Annotated in this window: 20 protein-coding genes and 1 pseudogene; 12 read left to right on the forward strand and 9 right to left on the reverse strand. The window is 61.6% G+C overall.

Features of this window, described 5'->3' with window-relative positions:
- The 7 genes from NEZ08_RS00640 to NEZ08_RS00670 form a co-directional block, all read right to left on the reverse strand.
- The coding region (locus NEZ08_RS00640) for an MASE4 domain-containing protein (RefSeq protein WP_298101962.1) at positions 1-515 on the reverse strand (515 nt) is incomplete at its 3' end.
- An 84-nt stretch (positions 516-599) separates the two neighbouring features.
- Positions 600-1,190, reverse strand: coding sequence for a response regulator (locus NEZ08_RS00645; RefSeq protein ID WP_298101965.1), 591 nt, complete (start codon positions 1,188-1,190; stop codon positions 600-602).
- Between the two features lie 247 nt (positions 1,191-1,437).
- Positions 1,438-2,556, reverse strand: coding sequence for a branched-chain amino acid ABC transporter substrate-binding protein (locus NEZ08_RS00650; RefSeq protein WP_298101968.1), 1,119 nt, complete (start codon positions 2,554-2,556; stop codon positions 1,438-1,440).
- A 232-nt stretch (positions 2,557-2,788) separates the two neighbouring features.
- On the reverse strand, positions 2,789-3,535 hold the full coding sequence (locus NEZ08_RS00655; protein WP_298101971.1) for an ABC transporter ATP-binding protein: 747 nt from the start codon (positions 3,533-3,535) through the stop codon (positions 2,789-2,791).
- On the reverse strand, positions 3,532-4,362 hold the full coding sequence (locus NEZ08_RS00660) for an ABC transporter ATP-binding protein (RefSeq protein ID WP_298101974.1): 831 nt from the start codon (positions 4,360-4,362) through the stop codon (positions 3,532-3,534). Before NEZ08_RS00660 ends, NEZ08_RS00655 begins: the two co-directional genes overlap by 4 nt.
- Positions 4,359-5,684, reverse strand: a complete 1,326-nt coding sequence (gene livM / locus NEZ08_RS00665) for a high-affinity branched-chain amino acid ABC transporter permease LivM (RefSeq protein WP_298101977.1) — start codon at positions 5,682-5,684, stop codon at positions 4,359-4,361. The genes NEZ08_RS00660 and livM overlap by 4 nt, the downstream gene beginning before the upstream one ends.
- 2 nt (positions 5,685-5,686) lie before the next feature.
- Positions 5,687-6,601, reverse strand: coding sequence for a branched-chain amino acid ABC transporter permease LivH (locus tag NEZ08_RS00670; protein ID WP_298101979.1), 915 nt, complete (start codon positions 6,599-6,601; stop codon positions 5,687-5,689).
- A gap of 996 nt (positions 6,602-7,597) precedes the next feature.
- On the opposite strand from NEZ08_RS00670, the gene NEZ08_RS00675 reads away from it, so the two are divergent.
- Positions 7,598-8,116, forward strand: coding sequence for a hypothetical protein (locus tag NEZ08_RS00675; protein WP_298101982.1), 519 nt, complete (start codon positions 7,598-7,600; stop codon positions 8,114-8,116).
- On the opposite strand, the pseudogene NEZ08_RS00680 reads toward NEZ08_RS00675, so the two are convergent.
- Both NEZ08_RS00680 and pcaD read right to left on the reverse strand, forming a co-directional pair.
- Positions 8,078-8,452, reverse strand: a pseudogene (locus NEZ08_RS00680) (gamma-carboxymuconolactone decarboxylase). The gene NEZ08_RS00675 and the pseudogene NEZ08_RS00680 sit on opposite strands and share 39 nt — an antisense overlap.
- Positions 8,453-8,514: 62 nt before the next feature.
- Positions 8,515-9,297 carry a 3-oxoadipate enol-lactonase gene (gene pcaD, locus NEZ08_RS00685; protein ID WP_298101985.1) on the reverse strand — a complete coding sequence of 261 codons (783 nt, stop codon included), beginning with the start codon at positions 9,295-9,297 and terminating at the stop codon, positions 8,515-8,517.
- A 236-nt stretch (positions 9,298-9,533) separates the two neighbouring features.
- Between pcaD and NEZ08_RS00690 the strand changes: the two genes are divergently transcribed.
- The 11 genes from NEZ08_RS00690 to NEZ08_RS00740 all read left to right on the forward strand — a co-directional run.
- Positions 9,534-9,980 carry a CoxG family protein gene (locus tag NEZ08_RS00690; protein WP_298101988.1) on the forward strand — a complete coding sequence of 149 codons (447 nt, stop codon included), beginning with the start codon at positions 9,534-9,536 and terminating at the stop codon, positions 9,978-9,980.
- Positions 9,981-10,177: 197 nt separating this feature from the next.
- Entirely contained in the window at positions 10,178-10,663 is a 486-nt protein-coding gene (locus NEZ08_RS00695; RefSeq protein WP_298101990.1) for a (2Fe-2S)-binding protein, read from the forward strand.
- Positions 10,664-10,702: 39 nt separating this feature from the next.
- Entirely contained in the window at positions 10,703-11,509 is an 807-nt protein-coding gene (locus NEZ08_RS00700; RefSeq protein WP_298101992.1) for a xanthine dehydrogenase family protein subunit M, read from the forward strand.
- Positions 11,510-11,543: 34 nt separating this feature from the next.
- Positions 11,544-12,452 carry a MoxR family ATPase gene (locus tag NEZ08_RS00705; protein ID WP_298101993.1) on the forward strand — a complete coding sequence of 303 codons (909 nt, stop codon included), beginning with the start codon at positions 11,544-11,546 and terminating at the stop codon, positions 12,450-12,452.
- A gap of 171 nt (positions 12,453-12,623) precedes the next feature.
- Positions 12,624-13,820 carry a VWA domain-containing protein gene (locus NEZ08_RS00710; protein ID WP_298101995.1) on the forward strand — a complete coding sequence of 399 codons (1,197 nt, stop codon included), beginning with the start codon at positions 12,624-12,626 and terminating at the stop codon, positions 13,818-13,820.
- 25 nt (positions 13,821-13,845) lie between these two features.
- Complete coding sequence (locus tag NEZ08_RS00715) at positions 13,846-14,169, forward strand: XdhC family protein (RefSeq protein ID WP_298101997.1); 324 nt, start codon at positions 13,846-13,848, stop codon at positions 14,167-14,169.
- Positions 14,166-14,867, forward strand: a complete 702-nt coding sequence (locus tag NEZ08_RS00720; RefSeq protein ID WP_298102000.1) for an XdhC family protein — start codon at positions 14,166-14,168, stop codon at positions 14,865-14,867. The genes NEZ08_RS00715 and NEZ08_RS00720 overlap by 4 nt, the downstream gene beginning before the upstream one ends.
- Positions 14,864-16,468 carry a molybdopterin-binding/glycosyltransferase family 2 protein gene (locus NEZ08_RS00725; protein ID WP_298102003.1) on the forward strand — a complete coding sequence of 535 codons (1,605 nt, stop codon included), beginning with the start codon at positions 14,864-14,866 and terminating at the stop codon, positions 16,466-16,468. The genes NEZ08_RS00720 and NEZ08_RS00725 overlap by 4 nt, the downstream gene beginning before the upstream one ends.
- A 123-nt stretch (positions 16,469-16,591) precedes the next feature.
- Complete coding sequence (locus tag NEZ08_RS00730; protein WP_298102009.1) at positions 16,592-16,984, forward strand: DUF4189 domain-containing protein; 393 nt, start codon at positions 16,592-16,594, stop codon at positions 16,982-16,984.
- Positions 16,985-17,084: 100 nt separating this feature from the next.
- Entirely contained in the window at positions 17,085-17,498 is a 414-nt protein-coding gene (locus NEZ08_RS00735) for a DUF2000 domain-containing protein (protein ID WP_298102005.1), read from the forward strand.
- Positions 17,499-17,583: 85 nt separating this feature from the next.
- Positions 17,584-17,789: helix-turn-helix domain-containing protein (locus tag NEZ08_RS00740; RefSeq protein ID WP_298102007.1), on the forward strand; the 206-nt coding region annotated here is incomplete at its 3' end.

Raw genomic sequence — 17,789 nt, forward strand, 5'->3', positions numbered from 1 at the left:
GTGGCCATGAGGGCCACAACTGCTGCCAAGCTCCAGAGGATCGATCCGTAGGTCGATCCCTTGACCTTCGGGCCGCCATCGTGATTTTTCAGAATGGCGTAACCTAACACGAACAGCGGAAATCCGGCGTGCCAGGCCATATAGATCCACGGCGCGGTTTGCGGGCCGGAATTGAGGAGCCCGTTGGCGGTCAAGAGACTGGGAAAAGTCAAAGCGTGAAGAACTGCCGCCAGCGCGGTGAAAAGATACCCGCTGGCAAGTGCGAGCAGCGCGCGCGATCTCAAAAGTGCAAATTGTGACAGCAGCAGTATCGTTGTGATCAGATCGCAAATGGCCAGTGCGGACTGATAGCTTGCGACAAAGGCGGGAACCGCCGGCATCGGCACCCGGGCAAAGGGGAGGGCAGCGGCAAAGAAAATGGCCGAGGCGGCGAGCACGCCAGAGGCAATCTTGCGGTCGCGGGCGGTGGCGGGCAGTGTCGAAAGAAAGATATTACGATCGTCGCCCGCTTCCACCTTTGTCTCCAGGCCTCTTGTGTCTCTCAGGCTCGCGGCCAGCGTTCCGGTTCTGACCGTCGCATCCGGTCACGTCCAATATTCTTACGAACGTCGGAACTGAAGCGACACTAGAAAATAGTTTGGCTTCAACTCCGAGGTGCTTTTGAACAGGACGCCGCAAGGCTGAAGCAACGTCAAAATCGCTGTCCTCGCTTGGCCTGCAGTGGCAAAGCGGTTTGTGGTCATGGTGTCCTTATTGCCGCTCAGAGGAAATGCCTGCCGGTATTCTTGAGTGCAAACCGGCCGGCAGCCGCGAACCCGATAGTATACCGTTGACCGTCCCGTCAGCGCGGAGGGCTTGAACGGTTTGGGCAGGCTCGAGACAGCTCCCAGTCTGGTCGCCATGTGCAGAAAATCCGGCGTCCGTTCGGACGAATAGCTGAACTGCTGTCCCGAAATGACGATGATCGGCATGTGTGGCCGCGACTGATGAACCAGTTTCATGGTCTCGAACCCGTCCATGCCGGGCATGAAGATATCGACGATGAGAAGGTCGAAGCTCTGAGCCTCGATCAATTGCAGGCCTGTGCAACTGTTGTCGACGGCTTCAACCGAGTGTGCCGCCCGTTCCAGCAAGATCTTGATCGTGCCAAGAACCGCCCGATCATCATCGATGACGAGAATGCTCGCCATGGGTTTCCTTGACGAATTCGCCTCTTCAACCCAAGGTTACACGATTTTTGATTCAGGCCAAGACCGATCCAGAACAGGATACTGACGCGGGACGTTGATGGTTGACGTCAACTTACCCCGATGCTGCGAAACTTCCAAACTGATTTGGTTTGTTTCAGTGATGGAACCTTGCGCAGTGCCGTCAAAATGAAAACGCCCCGGCGAGCCGGGGCGTTCGACGCATGGTTGGTTGGAGTTCAATCTTGGATCAAGACCCCTTCGGGCTGATCTCCGCATAACCGCCGTTGGCGTCCCACTTGTAGACGACGTAGTCGATCTGCTTGATGTCCCCCTTGGAGTCATAGTCGATTTTGCCGATGACGGTATCCCAGGATCCGCGCTTGATCGTATCCATGACTTTCTTCGGATCGGTCGTGCCGGCCTTGGCAGCGGCCTGAGACCAGACCTGTATCGCGGCGTAGGTGTAGAGCGTGTAGCCTTCCGGATCGATCTTGTTTGCCTTGAACTTCTCGACGATCGCCTTCGCCGTCGGCTTTTTGCGCGGGTCGGGACCGAAGGTGAAGAGGGTGCCTTCGCCCGCCGGTCCCGTGATGGAAGCGAATTCCTTGTCGGCAAGCGCGTCGCCCGACATCAACACGGTCTTCAGTCCCTGATCGCGCATCTGGCGCACCAGCAATCCGGCTTCCGGATGGTAGCCTCCGACATAGACCAAGTCGATGTTGTCGCGCTTCAAGCGGGAGACGATCGCCGTGAAGTCCTTGTCACCCTGATTGTAGGATTCAAACATCTTCTCCTTGATGCCGGCCGCGTTGAGCGCTTTCTTTGTTTCGTCGGCGAGGCCTTTGCCGTAGGTCGATTTGTCGTTCAGGATAGCGATATTCTTGCCTTTGTAGTTCTTGGCGATGAAGTCGCCGGCGACCTTGCCCTGCTGGTCATCGCGGCCGCATACGCGCGCAACGTTCCACAGCCCCCGGTCGGTGAACTTGACGGCCGTCGACGCCGGCGTGATTTCCAGCACGTTGCCGTCCGCATAGGCTTCGGAGGCCGGGATTGACGATGACGAGCAGTAGTGGCCGGCGACGAACGGAATTTTCGCCCCAGCGATCTTTTCGGCAACGGAACGCGCCTGCTTGGGATCGCACGCGTCATCTTCGACGTCCAGCAGCAGTTTTTTGCCGAGCACGCCGCCGGCTGCATTGAGGTCGGCGATCGCCATTTCGGCGCCGTTCTTCAACTGCCGGCCGAACGCCGCATAGCCCCCGGTCATCGGGCCCGCCACGGCGATGGTGAGGTCTTCAGCATACGCCGCGGTCGAGAGGGCGAGCGATACGCCGATTGCCAGGCCAAAGAGTCTTACTGATTTCATGAGGGATCCTCGCAGGTTCGCCATGGGATTTCCCGGCAGGCGGCCGGGTTGACGGAGCGTAGGGCATTCTCGGCTGATTTTGCGGCGAAGTCATCGGTAAATTTCGGGCAACGGGAGTTAAACGTGAGATCATTCCGATGCGGCGAGTGCAACGAGTACGCCTTTGCGCCCTTGAGAATCTCGAGATTTCGGGTCTGATGCCGGCACACGATCCCGAAATGATCCGGATCGCTCAATGCCGGCCGCCCTCGAGATAGGCTGCGCGGATTTCCGGACGTTGCAGCAATTCCGTTCCGGTTCCCTGGAGCGTGATGCGGCCGTTGACCATGACATAACCGCGATGCGCGAGCTTCAGCGCATGATTGGCGTTCTGTTCGACGATCAACACCGTGAGGCCGTCCTGCCGGTTCAGGGTGCGGATGGCGTCGAAAATCTGGCGCACGATCAGCGGGGCCAGCCCGAGCGAAGGCTCATCGAGCAGGAGCAGCCGGGGACGGCTCATCAGCGCCCGGCCAATCGCCAGCATCTGCTGTTCGCCGCCGGACAGTGTGCCGCCGCGCTGGGTCAGCCGCTCCTTGAGCCTCGGAAACAGCGCCAGCACGCGCTCCAGTGCGCTTGCGCGTTCGGCCTCACTCGACTCGGTGGCGTCCGCGCCCATTTGGAGGTTTTCCGCCACGCTCATGCGCGGGAAAATCCGCCGGCCCTCCGGCGATTGCGCGATGCGAAGCCGCGCGATCTGGTGGGTGGGCACGCCGGTGATGTCGCGGCCGTCGAACAGGATCTGGCCGGCCTTTGCTTTCGGCCTGCCGAAGATCGTCATCATCAGCGTCGACTTGCCGGCACCATTGGCGCCGATCAGTGCAACGATTTCGCCGGGCCGGATGTTGATATCGACACCCTTGAGTGCCTCGATCTTCCCATAGGCGGCATGAAGGCCACGGATCTCGAGCAGGGGAGAGGCCGACCCCGCACTGGTCATGCCCCGCTCTCCATGACGGCAGCGGCTTCCTCTTCATCGGCGCCGAGATAGGCGGCGACCACCTTCGCATCGTCGCGCACCACTTGTGGCGCGCCTTCGGCGATTTTCACGCCGTAATCCATCACCACGATCTGATCGGAGATCTCCATCACCACCGACATGTCATGCTCGATCAGAATAATCGAGGTGCCTTGACCGCGGATAGACAGCAATAGCTCGCTAAGGCCTGCGCTTTCGCGCGCATTGAGGCCGGCTGCGGGCTCGTCCAGACACAATAACGCCGGCTCAGTGCACATTGCGCGCGCAATTTCCAGACGGCGCTGATCGCCATAGGGCAGATTGCCGGCAGCGTCGTCGGCGCGATCAATGAGGCCGATCCGGTCGAGCCAATGCTTGGCCCGATCGATCGCGCGGCGTTCGGCGGCGCGATAGGAGGGTACGCCGATCAACCCCAGAAACGTGAACCCGGAAGCCTGCATCAGCGCGTTGTGCTGGGCGACCATCAGATTTTCTAGCGCCGTCATGCCGGGAAACAGGCGGATGTTCTGAAACGTGCGCGCAACCTTTGCCTTTTTGGAAATCCGGAAATCGTTCAGACGTTCGAGGTGGAAGTTGCGGCCGTCATCGTGGGTGAGGCGGATCACGCCCGAGGTCGGCTTGTAAAATCCAGTGATGCAGTTGAACACAGTGGTCTTGCCGGCGCCGTTGGGCCCGATCAACGCGGTGATCTTGCGCCGCTCGGCGGCAAACGACAGGCCGTTGACGGCTACCACTCCGCCGAAGCGCATGGTGAGCCCGTCAACGATGAGGATGCTCTCGTGGCTCATCCCCGACCTTCCTTGGCAAGCTCGGCTGAGATGGCCGTGTTTTGCTTGAGGAAAACCGTCGGCGCGCGATGGCCGATCAGGCCGCGCGGCCGCCAGATCATCAGCAGCACCATCGCCATGCCGAACACCAGCATGCGGTACTGGTCGAAACCGCGGAAAAGTTCGAAACCGCCGATCAGCGCTACCGCTGCAAGCGCGACGCCAAGCTGCGAGCCCATGCCGCCGAGCACGACGATCGCCAGCACCAGGGCCGATTCCTGGAAGGTGAAGGATTCAGGGCTGATAAAACCCTGTCGCGTGGCAAAGAAGGCACCGGCAAAACCGCCGAACATCGCGCCGGTGGCGAACGCCGTGAGCTTCGTTGTGGTGATGTTGATGCCGAGCGCGCGGCAGGCGACTTCATCCTCGCGCAACGCCTCCCAGGCGCGGCCGATCGGCAGGCGACGCAACCGAATCGTGACCCAATTGGTCAGAAGCGCGAGCGCCAGGATCACGTAGAACAGGAACACAATGCGGTGGGTCGGCGAGAATTCGATGCCGAGCCTGGCCGCAAACCCATCGTCGCCACGCGTGAACGGGATTCCGAAGAAGGTGGGCCTCGGAATGCTGCTGACGCCGTTCGGGCCGCCGGTGAGGCTCTCCCAGTTGAGCAGCACCAGGCGGATGATTTCGCCGAAGGCGAGCGTCACGATGGCAAGATAGTCGCCGCGCAGGCGCAGCACCGGAAAGCCGAGCAGCACGCCCCAGAAGGCGGCGAGAATGCCGGCGAGCGGCAGGCACATCCAGAACGACAGGTCGAAATTGGTCGACAGGAGCGCGTAGGAATAGGCGCCGACGGCGTAAAAGGCGACATAGCCGAGATCGAGCAGCCCCGCGAGGCCGACCACGACGTTCAATCCCCAGCCGAGCATCACATAGGTGAGGACCAGGATGCTGAGATCGAGAAGGTAGCGTTGATTGTAGAAGAGCACCGGTACCAGAAAGGCGAAGATCAGAAGCAGTGGCGGTGCGGCTTTGCCGGCGAAATCCAGCCCGCGCTGCACGGATGGCGCAATGGCGCCAACGACTCCGACTGGTCCCCACCATTGCCGCAGCAATTCGACGGCGATGCTTCCGGCGAAGACGACCGCGACGATGGTGGCGAGATCATCGAACCGCGTCCAGTAGATCAACTGCCCTGTCGGACCGGCCTCGGTGCGTACACCGATCATCAGCGAGAAGATCACCAGCGCAACAAAGGCGCTGATGAAGGCATTCTTGAGAATAAAGGCGATGGCTTCGCGGCGCGAGGCGTGCGTGAGATCGGGTGCAGACACCGTCACGCTCAAACTTTTTCGACTTCGGGACGGCCGAGCAGGCCAGTCGGCAGGAAGATCAGGACCACGATCAGGATCGAGAACGCCGCGACGTCTTTATATTCGACCGAGAAGTAGGCCGACCACATGGTTTCGATCAGCCCGATCAGAAGTCCGCCCAACATCGCGCCTGGCAACGAGCCGATGCCGCCGAGAACCGCAGCGGTGAACGCCTTGATGCCGGCGACAAAGCCCATGAAGAAATCGACGAGCCCGTAATAGAGCAAGTACATCATGCCGGCGACCGCCGCGAGCGCGGCGCCGATCACGAAGGTCATGGAGATGGTGCGGTCGACATCGACGCCAAGCAGCGCTGCCATCGTCTGGTCCTGTTCGCAGGCGCGCATGTCCCGTCCCAACCGCGTGCGCGATACCAGCCAGGTGAAGATGGCAAGCAGCACGATCGTGGTGAGCACGACGATGATCTGCGCGTTTGAGAGACGGACCACAAAACCATCGCTTTCGAGCAGGCTATAGCCGCCGGTGATGATCGGCGGTATCGGCTTCACCCGCGCGCCCTGGCTGACCTGGGAGAAGTTCATCAGCACAAACGACACGCCGATCGCCGACAGCATGGGCGCGAGACGGAAAGAATGCCGAAGCGGCCGATAGGCAATGCGCTCTACCGTCCAGCCATACAACGATGTGATCGCCATCGACACCAGCAGCACGATCAAAAGGATCAGAGGGACCGTGGTCAGTCCGATCGAGACCAGGATCAGGAAGGTGATCAGCGCGATGAAGCCACCGATCATGAAGATATCGCCATGGGCAAAGTTGATCATGCCCACGATACCGTAGACCATCGTGTAGCCGATGGCGATCAGGCCATAGATCGAGCCTAGGACGATGCCGTTGATCAGTTGCTGGGCGAAGTAATCCATGCGCTGCCGACCGTTGGCGCATTTTCCGGCTAAGCCGAATCCGGTCTGCCGCCGTTGAAAATGCCGATTCAACTCCTGACGCAGCGATGGCCCGGCAGCCCGACGCCGTGTCGATCCGTTTTCTAACAGCGGGAACTCATCGCGGCAACTCCACCCACTGAGGACGAAGGCCTTGTACGGGGATAGTTTTCGGCAGCGGCCTTTGACCGCGCAGGAACCGGCGCTGTTTGACCGGCCACAAGGCCGACGCGCAGCTGGTTCTCGCAACCAGACCGGGGTTCCCGGGTTTGTCGTCTTGCGACTTGAAGAAGGGAGATCGCAACGGCTAATCCGAATCAGAATCCCGGCCAGCAAAGCCAGAGCCCCGGACAGAAGCCGGGTCAGCAGCAACAGGGCGAGGGTCGGAAGCCAGGACACTAGCAGCAGGGTCCGAGCCGTCAGGGCCACGATCCCGGACAAGGTGGCTAGTGGCTGATGGCCTGACCTAGCCCCCAGCATGGATGTGAGCCACAAGGACAGTGACCCCGCCGCGAACGGCGGGGCCTTCCCTTATCGGGGTTCTTGGCCTTGTTGGGTTCTTGGTTTTCCGAGATGGGCACGACCCGTCAAATGGTGCAGCGGCATGATCTTCGTCGGACCGGCCAAGGAACCTTGAGCAGGTTCCCCAAAGTGATGGAGCCGATGTCCTGAAGCGGGCGTTGCGAGCGGAACACGCGTTTAAAGCGCACGGCGTAGTTTGGGGGCTGCGAAGCGCCAGGCATCTGACCGTCATGCGGCGGGCTTGATCCGCGCATATGGCCATTTTTCGAGAATCCGTCTTACGAAGTCTGAGAGGTCGGCGAGTCAAAGCCCGGCGACGACCCTGGTTTTTTCCGCACTAGCGTTCACCGCGCGCATCCGGATTAAGGTAAACAAAGGGTTTAAATTGCAGGTCGCAGTTTAACGGCGTTACCTCCCGAGCAAATCGCACCTGTTGCGGACAACGAGGGAAGCGTCATGTCAAACTGGCGTGTCAGTTCATTCGGCGGCGTTCTACTCGCCGGTTATTTCATTCCGACCTGGGCGACGATTGCCTGGCACATCGTGACCTCCCCGGTCCGCGGCCTTTTTGAGAGGCCGACAGTCTCGGTCGCGCTTTATGCGACCGATCACTTGCAACTCCCGACCATGGCCGCCGTGCGCTTTGCGTGGTTCCTGGCGCTCGGCCGCTTGACCGTGGTCGCCTTCTTTGCGCTGTTTATCCTGCTCACCCTGCGCAGCTTTATCCGCAAGCAGGGAAGCGGCAGCGAGGCCCTCGCCATTGCGCTTACCATCGGCAGCATCATTAGCTTCGGTAGTATGATCCTGGCTTCGCAGGTCGGCGAGATCGAAGCGCTTCGCTTGCACGCCTCCGAGCTTCTCGCGATGATCGGCACCGGTGTTGTGATGCTGTTCGACGTGCCTGCGCAACCGCGGGCCGTCGCGGCACCGGCCGACCTACCCGTTGAAGAGTCCCAGCTCAGTTACGATAGCTGAGGGCTTCTTTAGCGGCGTGTGATCGGCGGCCAGCACGCCGCAATATAACGCCTGCTGCAACTGTTTCCTTGATATCTTCAGGCGTAAAGCTGAGGGCGGCGCGAAACCCGTCTTACTGACTGAGCGCGACCATGAAGCCGATCACGAGCACGCGCAGCATGCGATGATCGAAATACGGCCGGTCCAGATCTCGCCCGGGGGAAGGCGGGTAATGAGATCGATGAAGTCGACGTCGAACAATTCCTGCATTGATCGATTTGTCACCCAGGGGTCTCCCCGCACTTTATGGCGCTGCGAAATGCCGTCATCGCGGCGCTCCTGGTCGTGTTGTTGAATTTCTGTCGTCCGGGATGGTGCGTTGAGGCAGACCGAGGCGCCCCGGAATGATGGGGTGAAAATTACTTCTGCGTCAGAAAGCCGATCAGCGCATCGGTGAAGGCGTGCGGCTGTTCGACATTGGAAATGTGCGCGGCATCCAGGATCGTCATCGACGCGCCGGGAATGTGGCTGCGGATCAATTCGCCGGCGGCAATCGGCGTTGAGGTGTCGTGACGACCGGCAATTACCAGCGTCGGGCTCTTGATCTTGGGCAGCAACGCACGCTGGTCGAGCGTCGAGAGCGCTTCGCAGCAGGCGATATAACCCGCCGGCGGTGAGGCGAGCAGCATGGCTTTCAGATTTTGCGTGACCTGCGGCTCGCGCTCGCGAAAATCCGCCGTCAGCCAGGCCGCAATGACGGTATCGGCAACAGCGGCGAGGTCGCCTTCCTTCACCGCCTTGATGCGGTTCAGCCAGTTGGTCGGATCGGGGTAGTAGCAGGAGGTATTGGAAAGGATGAGCTTGCCGAGACGCTCCGGCGCATTTGCTCCCAGCCACTGCCCGACCATGCCGCCCATCGACAGCCCGCACCAGTGCGTCTTCTCGATGTTGAGGTCATCGAGAATGGCCAGCACGTCGCGGCCAAAACGCTCCATCGAATAGGGCCCCGCCGGCACGCCCGATTTTCCGTGGCCGCGTCGGTCGTAGCGGACCACGCGAAACAACTGCGTGAGCGCCTTCATCTGCGGCTCCCACATCGCCATCGTCGTTCCTAGCGAGTTCGACAGCATCAAGGTGGGACCGCCGTCGCGGCCCTCGACCGAGACGTTGAGCAGGCAGCCGTCAGCGTCGATCATCGGCATGGAATCAAGTCCTCCGCTGTCATGCGCGGGCTCGACCCGCGCATCCATCAAGAAATTCAGTTCAGCAAGATGAATTGCCGGACCAGGTCCGGCAAGGACATCTCAGGGGTTTTCTTCACGCGAGGCAAGCAAACGCAACCCTGCCGCGCGGCAAATCCGTCGGTCCGATGTCTTCCTTTTCGCAGCTTCGTGCATTAGTTGGTAACGGAAGATTGGGCAAGCGAAGGAAGACGCACATGGCCATGACGATGCATGGGGAAGTCCAGCTTCCTGCCTCGCGCGAGGCGATTTGGGCCAAGCTGAACGACCCCGAAGTGCTCAAGGCTTGCATTCCCGGATGCGAGGAATTGGAAAAGACCGAGGACAACGGCTTTCGCGCAGCAGCAAAAATGAAGGTCGGTCCGGTGTCAGCCCGCTTCAAGGGGCGCGTCACGCTAAGCGATCTCGACCCGCCGAACGGCTACAAGATATCGGGTGAGGGCGAGGGCGGGGTGGCCGGCTTTGCCAAGGGCGGGGCGACGGTGGCGCTTTCGGAAAAGGACGGCGGGACGCTCCTGACCTATGACGTGGAGGCCCAGATCGGCGGCAAGCTTGCCCAGCTCGGGCAGCGCCTGATCAATGGCGCGGCCAAGAAGCTGGCCGATGAATTTTTCGCGAACTTTGCCAGGGCGGTGCAAGGCTGATCTGGTGACTGATACTGAAGCCTGATTCTCAAGGCCGTAGCCGACAGGGGAGAGGCCCGGTACGGTGTGTCCGTTGGTCTAATCAAGCCATGCGGCGATGAGGTTGCTCATTGCCCGCATGATCCATATTATGGCCCCGAAACAACTGAAATGACTGCGCCGCCGGGCAGCGCCGGCGCGGATAAAGAGAGCCCGGAATGGCGAAAATATCCCTGATCGTGAACGGCAATCCCGTTAATGCCAATGTCGATCCCCGCACGCTTCTCGTGCAATTCCTGCGCGAAAATCTGCGGCTGACTGGCACCCATGTCGGCTGCGATACCTCGCAATGCGGCGCATGCGTGGTCCATCTCGACGGCAAGGCAGTCAAATCCTGCACCACGCTTGCGGTCATGGCGGACGGCCACGAGGTCCGCACCATCGAGGGGCTGGCAGCCGACGGTGCGCCGCTGCATCCCATGCAGGAAGCCTTCCGCGAGCATCATGGTCTGCAATGCGGCTTCTGCACGCCCGGCATGATCATGACTGCGATCGACATCGTCCAGCGCAAGGGTCACGATCTCTCCGACCATACCATCCGCGAAGAGCTCGAAGGCAATCTGTGCCGCTGCACCGGTTACCAGAACATCGTGCAGTCGATCGCGGCCGGCGCCAAGGCGATGGCCAATTCCGACCTCGCTTAAAACGCGCGACCTCGATCAGGGACACCTCGGGGAAAATCCATGTATGAATTCAAATATCATCGCCCAGCGACGGTCCGGCAGGCCGCCAATCTCCTGGTCAAGAACGAGGACGCCAAGGTGATCGCGGGCGGACATACGCTCGTGCCGGTCATGAAGCAGCGGCTGGCAAGCCCGCCGCACCTGGTCGATCTCTCCCATATCGAGGGGCTCAACGGCATCGAGATGAAGGGCCGGTCGCTCGTCATCGGCGCGACCGCTTCCCATTATGAGGTGTCGACCTCTGCAATCGTCGGCGAAGCCATTCCTGCACTGGCCGAACTCGCCGGCATGATCGGCGACCCCGCTGTGCGTCATCGCGGCACCATCGGTGGCTCGCTCGCCAACAATGATCCGACCGCCGACTATCCGGCGGCTGTGCTGGCATTGGGCGCGACCATCGTCACCAACAAGCGTCGGCTGAAGGCGGAAGAGTTTTTCCAGGGCATGTTCGCGACTGCGCTCGAGAGCGACGAAATCATCACGAAGGTGATGTTCCCACTGCCGAAGAAGGCGGCTTACGTCAAATTCCGCAACCAGGCCTCGCGCTATGCGCTGGTGGGCGTATTCGTCGCCAGGCGCCCGTCGGATGTGCGTGTCGCCGTCACCGGCGCAGGCTCTGACGGCGTGTTCCGCCTGACTGCATTTGAAGACGCACTGAAGAAGCGGTTTTCGCCAAAGGCGCTCGATGGCCTGACGGTGCCCGCGGAAGGATTGAACAGCGATCTGCACGGGAGCGCCGAATATCGCGCGCATCTGATCGCCGTGATGGCGCGCCGCGCGGTCGAGGCCGCCACCGCTAAACCCTGAAAGACCGAGTTGTTCAGATAAGGTTTGCTTGCTCATGACCGCGTCGGCGCTGCCCAAATCCGTCGATGCCATGCTGGAGCTGCTGGCATCGCGCGGCTACTTGGCCGAGCGCTCGCTCGCGACCGTCACCTATCTGTCGCTGCGGATGGGCCGGCCGCTGTTTCTCGAAGGCGAAGCCGGCGTCGGCAAGACCGAGATCGCCAAGGTGCTGTCGGCAGGTCTCGGACGCAAGCTGATCCGCCTGCAGTGCTATGAGGGTCTGGACGCGGCCTCTGCCGTCTATGAGTGGAACAGCGCTGCGCAGATGATCGCGATCAGGCTCGCGGAAGCCGCAGGCGACACAGACCATGCGCAGCTCTCGAGCGACATCTTTGCCGAGCGCTTCCTGATCAAGCGGCCGCTGCTCCAGGCACTCGAGCCGGATGTCGCCGGCGCGCCGGTTCTCCTGATCGACGAACTCGACCGCGCCGACGAGGCCTTCGAGGCCTACTTGCTGGAAATCCTGTCGGACTTCCAGATCACGATTCCCGAATTCGGAACCGTGAAGGCGCCTCAGCCACCGATCGTGATCATCACCTCCAACCGCACGCGCGAGATCCATGATGCGCTGAAGCGACGCTGCCTCTATCACTGGGTCGATTACCCCAGCGCCGAGCGCGAGCTTGCGATCGTGAAGTCGCGCGTGCCCGGCATTTCGGAAAAGCTGTCGCAGCAGGTGGTGCGCTTCGTGCAGGCGCTGCGGCATCAGGATTTCTACAAGTCACCGGGCGTTGCCGAGACACTCGATTGGGCAACGGCGCTCCAGGAACTCGATGCGCGCTCGCTGACGCCGCAAGTGATCGGCGAGAGCTTGGGTGCGTTGCTCAAATACCAGGACGACATCGCGCGCGTGCAGGGCGAGACACTCCAGAAGGTTCTGAAGGAGGCGACTAGCGAGAATTGATCGCGCGCGCCAAAGGAATGCTCGTCATTGCGGATGTGCCGCAAGGCGCAGGTCCGGAGTCCATGGTGCCACGGATGCCAGCGAGAAATGGGTTCTCGGGTGCGCAATCGCGCACCGCAGCTAGCTCGTTTAACGCGCGCCCCGGAATTACGGGAATGGGATGAGTTGCGTATGGTCATCAATCACCTGAATCCCCCGACGGGTCAGGCAGCCGACAATATCGTCGGATTTGCCCGCGCCCTGCGCGCGGCGGGCGTACCGGTCGGCCCCGGAGCCGTGATCGATGCCATGAACGCGCTGCAGCTCGTCGATATCGGCAATCGGACGGATGTGTTCACGACGCTGGAGGCGATTTTCGTCAAGCGCCATGAACATGCGCTGATATTTGCGCAGGCCTTCGACCTGTTCTTCCGCGCGGCCGATGAATGGAAGCACATGCTGGATTCGGTGCCGCTGCCCGACCACGCCAAAAAGAAGCCGCCGCCGGCGTCACGCCGCGTGCAGGACGCGTTCTCGCAAACTCAGATGAGCGAGACGCCGCAGACGCAAGCAGATGAGGTTAGCCTTTCGGTGTCCGACCGGGAGATCCTGCAAAAGAAAGACTTCGCCCAAATGACGGCGGCCGAGATCGCCGAAGTCACGCGGGCCATCGCCAACATGAAACTGCCTCAGGCCGAGTTGCGCACGCGCCGCTATCGGCCGGATGCGCGCGGACTGCGGCTCGATATGCGGCGGACCCTGCGTGGCTCGCTCCGCACCGGCGGCGACATCATCGACATCCACAAGCTTGGGCGGATCGACAAGCCGGCGCCGATCGTCGCGCTGCTCGATATCTCCGGCTCGATGAGCGAATATACCCGGCTGTTCCTGCATTTCCTTCACGCCATAACCGATGCGCGCAAGCGCGTTTCGGTGTTCCTGTTCGGCACCCGCCTGACAAACGTGACGCGCTCCCTCCGCGCGCGTGACCCCGACGAGGCGCTCGCCAGTTGCTCCTCGCAGGTGGAGGACTGGGCTGGGGGCACCCGAATTGCGACCTCGCTCCATACCTTCAACAAGCTTTGGGCGCGCCGGGTGCTGGGGCAGGGTGCGATCGTCCTGCTGATTTCCGACGGCCTCGAGCGCGAGGCCGATGCGCGCCTCGCTTTCGAGATGGACCGGCTGCACCGCTCCTGCCGACGCCTGATCTGGTTGAACCCGCTGCTGCGCTATGACGGCTTCGAACCCAAGGCGCAGGGCATCAAAATGATGCTGCCCCACGTTGACGAATTCCGCCCGGTGCATAATTTGAAGTCCATTGAGGGCTTGATCGAGGCGCTGTCGGCACTGCCGCAGCCGCATCACGGCCTGATACGATCCGCGGCCTGAACGAGAAATTCCGGTGAGGCTTCCCATGCTCGATCGCGATGAAGACATCCTGAAAGCCGCCGAAGACTGGCAGAAGGCCGGCCATGGCGTGGCGCTCGCTACCGTCGTCGAGACCTGGGGTTCGGCGCCCCGGCCGGCCGGCTCCAATCTTGTGATCAACGATGACGGCACCTTCCTGGGGTCCGTCTCTGGCGGCTGCGTTGAAGGCGCAGTTGTCGCGGAGGCGATGGATGTGATCGAAAGCGGCAAGCCGAAGATGCTGGAGTTCGGCGTTGCTGATGAGACCGCCTGGAATGTCGGCCTGTCCTGCGGCGGCACGATCCGCGTGTTCGTGGAGAAGGTAGGGTGAAGCTCGCGACGCTGAAAGAGCTGAACACTGAACGCGCCGCTCGACGACCGGTGATTTTGGTGACTGACACCGCGAGCGGCGAGCAGCGCCTGGTCAAGGCGACCGACTTCGCAGCCGACCCTTTGAGCGCCGAGTTGTCGAAGCAACTGCGCATGGGCAAGAGCGGCAACGTCGAGGTTGGCGGCAAGAAGCTGTTTCTCAACGTTTACGCGCCAACCGCGCGCATGGTGATCGTCGGCGCCGTTCACATCAGCCAGGCGCTGGTGCCGCTGGCGCGTTCGCTCGGCTATGACGTGACGGTGGTGGATCCGCGCACGGCGTTCGCAAGCCCGGAGCGCTTTCCCGATGTGCCGCTGATCGCCGAATGGCCCGACGTCGCGTTGCCGCCGCTCAACATCGATCACTACACGGCTTTCGTCGCGCTCACCCACGATCCCAAGATTGACGATCCCGCGCTGTTGCACGCCTTTGCGCGCGACTGCTTCTATATCGGCGCGCTCGGTTCGCGAAAGACGCATGCCAAGCGTGCTGAACGACTGAAGGCGCACGGCGCCACCGATGCCGACATTGCCCGCATTCATGCGCCGATCGGCCTTTCGATTGGTGCGGTGTCGCCGTCGGAAATTGCGGTATCGATCATGGCGGAGATCACGGCGACGCTGCGTTTGCCGAAAGAGCACAAAGAAGCGGCGGCATGAAGTTCGGCCCTGCCAGCCCCGAGGACGCGCTTGGCGGCGTCACCGTTCACACCCTGCGCCAGGGTTCGCTGGTGCTGAAGAAAGGCACCACGATCGGTCCGGCGGAAATCACCGCGCTCAACAAGGCGGGGGTCAAGGAGGTCGTCGTCGTGCGGCTGGAGCATGGCGAGGTCTCCGAGGATGTCGCAGCTGCCAGCATCGCACGCGCGGTAGCGGGCGATGGCGTCCACGTCGAGCGCGCTTTTACGGGCCGTGCCAATCTGTTTGCCGCGCGCGCCGGGGTGCTGGTCGTGGACCGCGCCGCCGTCGATCGCATCAACGGCGTGGACGAGGCGATTACTTTCGCGACTCTTTCGGCTTTCAAGCCGGTGGTCGAAGGCGAAATGATTGCGACCGTCAAACTGATCCCGTTCGGGGTCGAGGGGCGGTTGCGTGATGCTGCGGTCGATGCAGCCAAGGGCGGCGCCTTGCGGATCGCGCCTTACGTGATCAAGCGCGTCGGGGTGGTCTCGACCATGCTGCCCGGGCTGGCGCCGAAAGTTATCGACAAGACGCTCAGAGTGACCGAGGAGCGGCTGGCGCCCGCGGGCGCCACCATCATCGCCGAGCGCCGTGTCCCACATGATGAGACCGCGTTGAAGGCGGCGATGAAGGAGATGCTCGGCCTCGGCGCCGAACTCGTGATCGTGTTCGGCGCGTCTGCCATCGCCGACCGCCGCGACGTCATCCCGGCCGCGCTTTCCGGTATCGGTGGGGCTATCGAGCATTTCGGCATGCCGGTCGATCCGGGCAATCTTCTGCTTGTCGGCAGGGCCGGCGACATCCCGGTACTCGGTGCTCCAGGTTGTGCGCGCTCGCCGGTGGAGAACGGCTTCGACTGGGTGCTGGTACGCCTGCTCGCGGGATTGAAAGTCAACCGCGCCGAACTGACGGGAATGGGTGTCGGAGGTCTTTTGATGGAAATCGTCACCCGGCCGCAGCCGCGCGAAAGCCTCGAGCCCGACAGCAATCGCCACGTCAGCGCGGTTGTTCTCGCCGCCGGCCGGTCGACGCGGATGGGTGGTCCGAACAAGCTGCTGGCCGAACTTGAAGGCAAAAAGCTGGTGCGGATCGTGGCCGAGCAGGCGCTCGCTTCCAAGGCCAGGGATGTCATCGTCGTCACCGGACATCAGGCCGATCTGGTCGAGAACGCGCTGGCCGGGCTTGACGTGAAATTCGTCCGCAATCCGGAGTTCGCCAGCGGGTTGGCGAGTTCGGTAAAGGCGGGCGTGTCAGCGGTACCCAAGCAGGCGGACGGCGCCGTGATCTGCCTCGGCGACATGCCGATGATCTCCGCCGATCTGATCGACCGTCTGATCGATGCCTTTGCGCCGGATCGCGGCAATTTGATCGCCGTTCCCGTGAGCGGCGGCCGGCGCGGCAATCCCGTGTTGTGGTCCCGCCGCTTCTTCAACGAGTTGATGACGCTCGACGGCGATGTTGGCGCCCGCCACCTCATCGCCAAGCATAATGAAGCAGTCGCGGAGGTCCCGGTCGAGGGAGATAGCGCGTTTCTCGACATCGACACACCGCAGGCCCTGGAAGCGGCGCGCGGCAGCTAGATTTTTGTGAGCGGTCGCCGCGCAGGCGTTCGTTGGTCAATTAGTCTCGATCGCTAATTTTCATTCACCAAGTTGAAACGTCCTTCCCCTTAACTTCGCGCCGCTAGAGGGGAGGGGCTCTTGATCGTTTCGACCGCTATCGCGTGGCGCCGCGCGCTATTTGCTGTTGCAGTCACGTTTGTCGTCGGCGCCAGCTGCGTCATCACCAAAAGCCATGCCGCCGGAGCATTCGCGATGGGCAAATGCGGCGCTTACGGCGATGCCTACGATTACCCGGCTGAAAGCGCTGCACTCGCCGCTGCGCTCAAGAAATGCAGCGGCGAATGCAAGACGACAGTCACGATGAAGCGCGCCTGCGCCGCGTTTTCCGTCGACATGACCAACCCCTGTGGCGCCCACGGCTATGCGGTCAAGCCGCATATCTCAAGCTCGCTCAACGAAGCGACGCGCGAATGCTACAAATATGGGGGGAAGGAATGCGTGATCCGTGCCTGGGCCTGCGACGCCAAGGGATGATACGGGAGCGGCGAGGCGACAGTCCTGTCATCAAGACCTTGCACTCATGGCGCGGATTTCGGATTTTGGCAGATCCGAAAAGACGCCCCTGGGAGACATCATGCAATTCGACACCAAGATCGCGGTCGTAATCCGGACCGATCTCGAAGCCTGGCAAAAACTCAACGTTGCCTCGTTCCTGGCGTCGGGCGTCGCAGCCGCCTTTCCGGAATGCATCGGCGAACCCTATGCGGACGGATCGGGCACGCCCTATCTGGCGCTGATCGGACAGCCGATTCTGATATACGGAGCGCCGGACCGTACCGCGATGTCGCGCGCCCTCGAACGGGCCTTGACCCGCAACGTCCGGCCTGCGGTGTACACCGAGGACATGTTCAAGACCACGCATGATGCTGCCAACCGCGATGCCGTCCGAGCTGTCGCTCGCGCCGATCTCAATCTGGTTGGGATCGCGATGCGCGCTGATCGCAGGGTAATCGACAAGATCGTCGACGGATTGAAGTTCCACAGTTGAGTTGATCCAGGTCAATTAGGCCAACCAAATCAGTGTACTAAAATATAGGTTGAAAATGACTGACTGGTCAGTCATAATTGGATTCATGTCGCGCTCTCCGGTAAAAAAGCGATCGACCAAAAGGGCATTCGCCTCCGGCAGTTCCGGTGGCCGTGCCGCACGCGCCGCCGACCGGCGTCAGGCGATCATCGAAGCCGCCTTCGAAACCTTCATCGAGCAGGGCTATGCCGCCACTCGTCTCGATGACGTCGCCAAACGGGCCGCCGTCGCCAAAGGAACGATCTACCTTCA

It is taken from the genome of Bradyrhizobium sp. (assembly GCF_027451485.1).
Lineage (GTDB): Bacteria > Pseudomonadota > Alphaproteobacteria > Rhizobiales > Xanthobacteraceae > Bradyrhizobium.

Coding starts and splice junctions, on each gene's coding strand:
- NEZ08_RS00645 (WP_298101965.1), bottom strand. CDS start 1,190: ATGGCGAGCATTCTCGTCATCGATGATGATCGGGCGGTTCTTGGCACG.
- NEZ08_RS00650 (WP_298101968.1), bottom strand. CDS start 2,556: ATGAAATCAGTAAGACTCTTTGGCCTGGCAATCGGCGTATCGCTCGCC.
- NEZ08_RS00655 (WP_298101971.1), bottom strand. CDS start 3,535: ATGACCAGTGCGGGGTCGGCCTCTCCCCTGCTCGAGATCCGTGGCCTT.
- NEZ08_RS00660 (WP_298101974.1), bottom strand. CDS start 4,362: ATGAGCCACGAGAGCATCCTCATCGTTGACGGGCTCACCATGCGCTTC.
- NEZ08_RS00670 (WP_298101979.1), bottom strand. CDS start 6,601: ATGGATTACTTCGCCCAGCAACTGATCAACGGCATCGTCCTAGGCTCG.
- NEZ08_RS00675 (WP_298101982.1), top strand. CDS start 7,598: ATGTCAAACTGGCGTGTCAGTTCATTCGGCGGCGTTCTACTCGCCGGT.
- pcaD (WP_298101985.1), bottom strand. CDS start 9,297: ATGCCGATGATCGACGCTGACGGCTGCCTGCTCAACGTCTCGGTCGAG.
- NEZ08_RS00690 (WP_298101988.1), top strand. CDS start 9,534: ATGGCCATGACGATGCATGGGGAAGTCCAGCTTCCTGCCTCGCGCGAG.
- NEZ08_RS00695 (WP_298101990.1), top strand. CDS start 10,178: ATGGCGAAAATATCCCTGATCGTGAACGGCAATCCCGTTAATGCCAAT.
- NEZ08_RS00700 (WP_298101992.1), top strand. CDS start 10,703: ATGTATGAATTCAAATATCATCGCCCAGCGACGGTCCGGCAGGCCGCC.
- NEZ08_RS00705 (WP_298101993.1), top strand. CDS start 11,544: ATGACCGCGTCGGCGCTGCCCAAATCCGTCGATGCCATGCTGGAGCTG.
- NEZ08_RS00710 (WP_298101995.1), top strand. CDS start 12,624: ATGGTCATCAATCACCTGAATCCCCCGACGGGTCAGGCAGCCGACAAT.
- NEZ08_RS00715 (WP_298101997.1), top strand. CDS start 13,846: ATGCTCGATCGCGATGAAGACATCCTGAAAGCCGCCGAAGACTGGCAG.
- NEZ08_RS00725 (WP_298102003.1), top strand. CDS start 14,864: ATGAAGTTCGGCCCTGCCAGCCCCGAGGACGCGCTTGGCGGCGTCACC.
- NEZ08_RS00735 (WP_298102005.1), top strand. CDS start 17,085: ATGCAATTCGACACCAAGATCGCGGTCGTAATCCGGACCGATCTCGAA.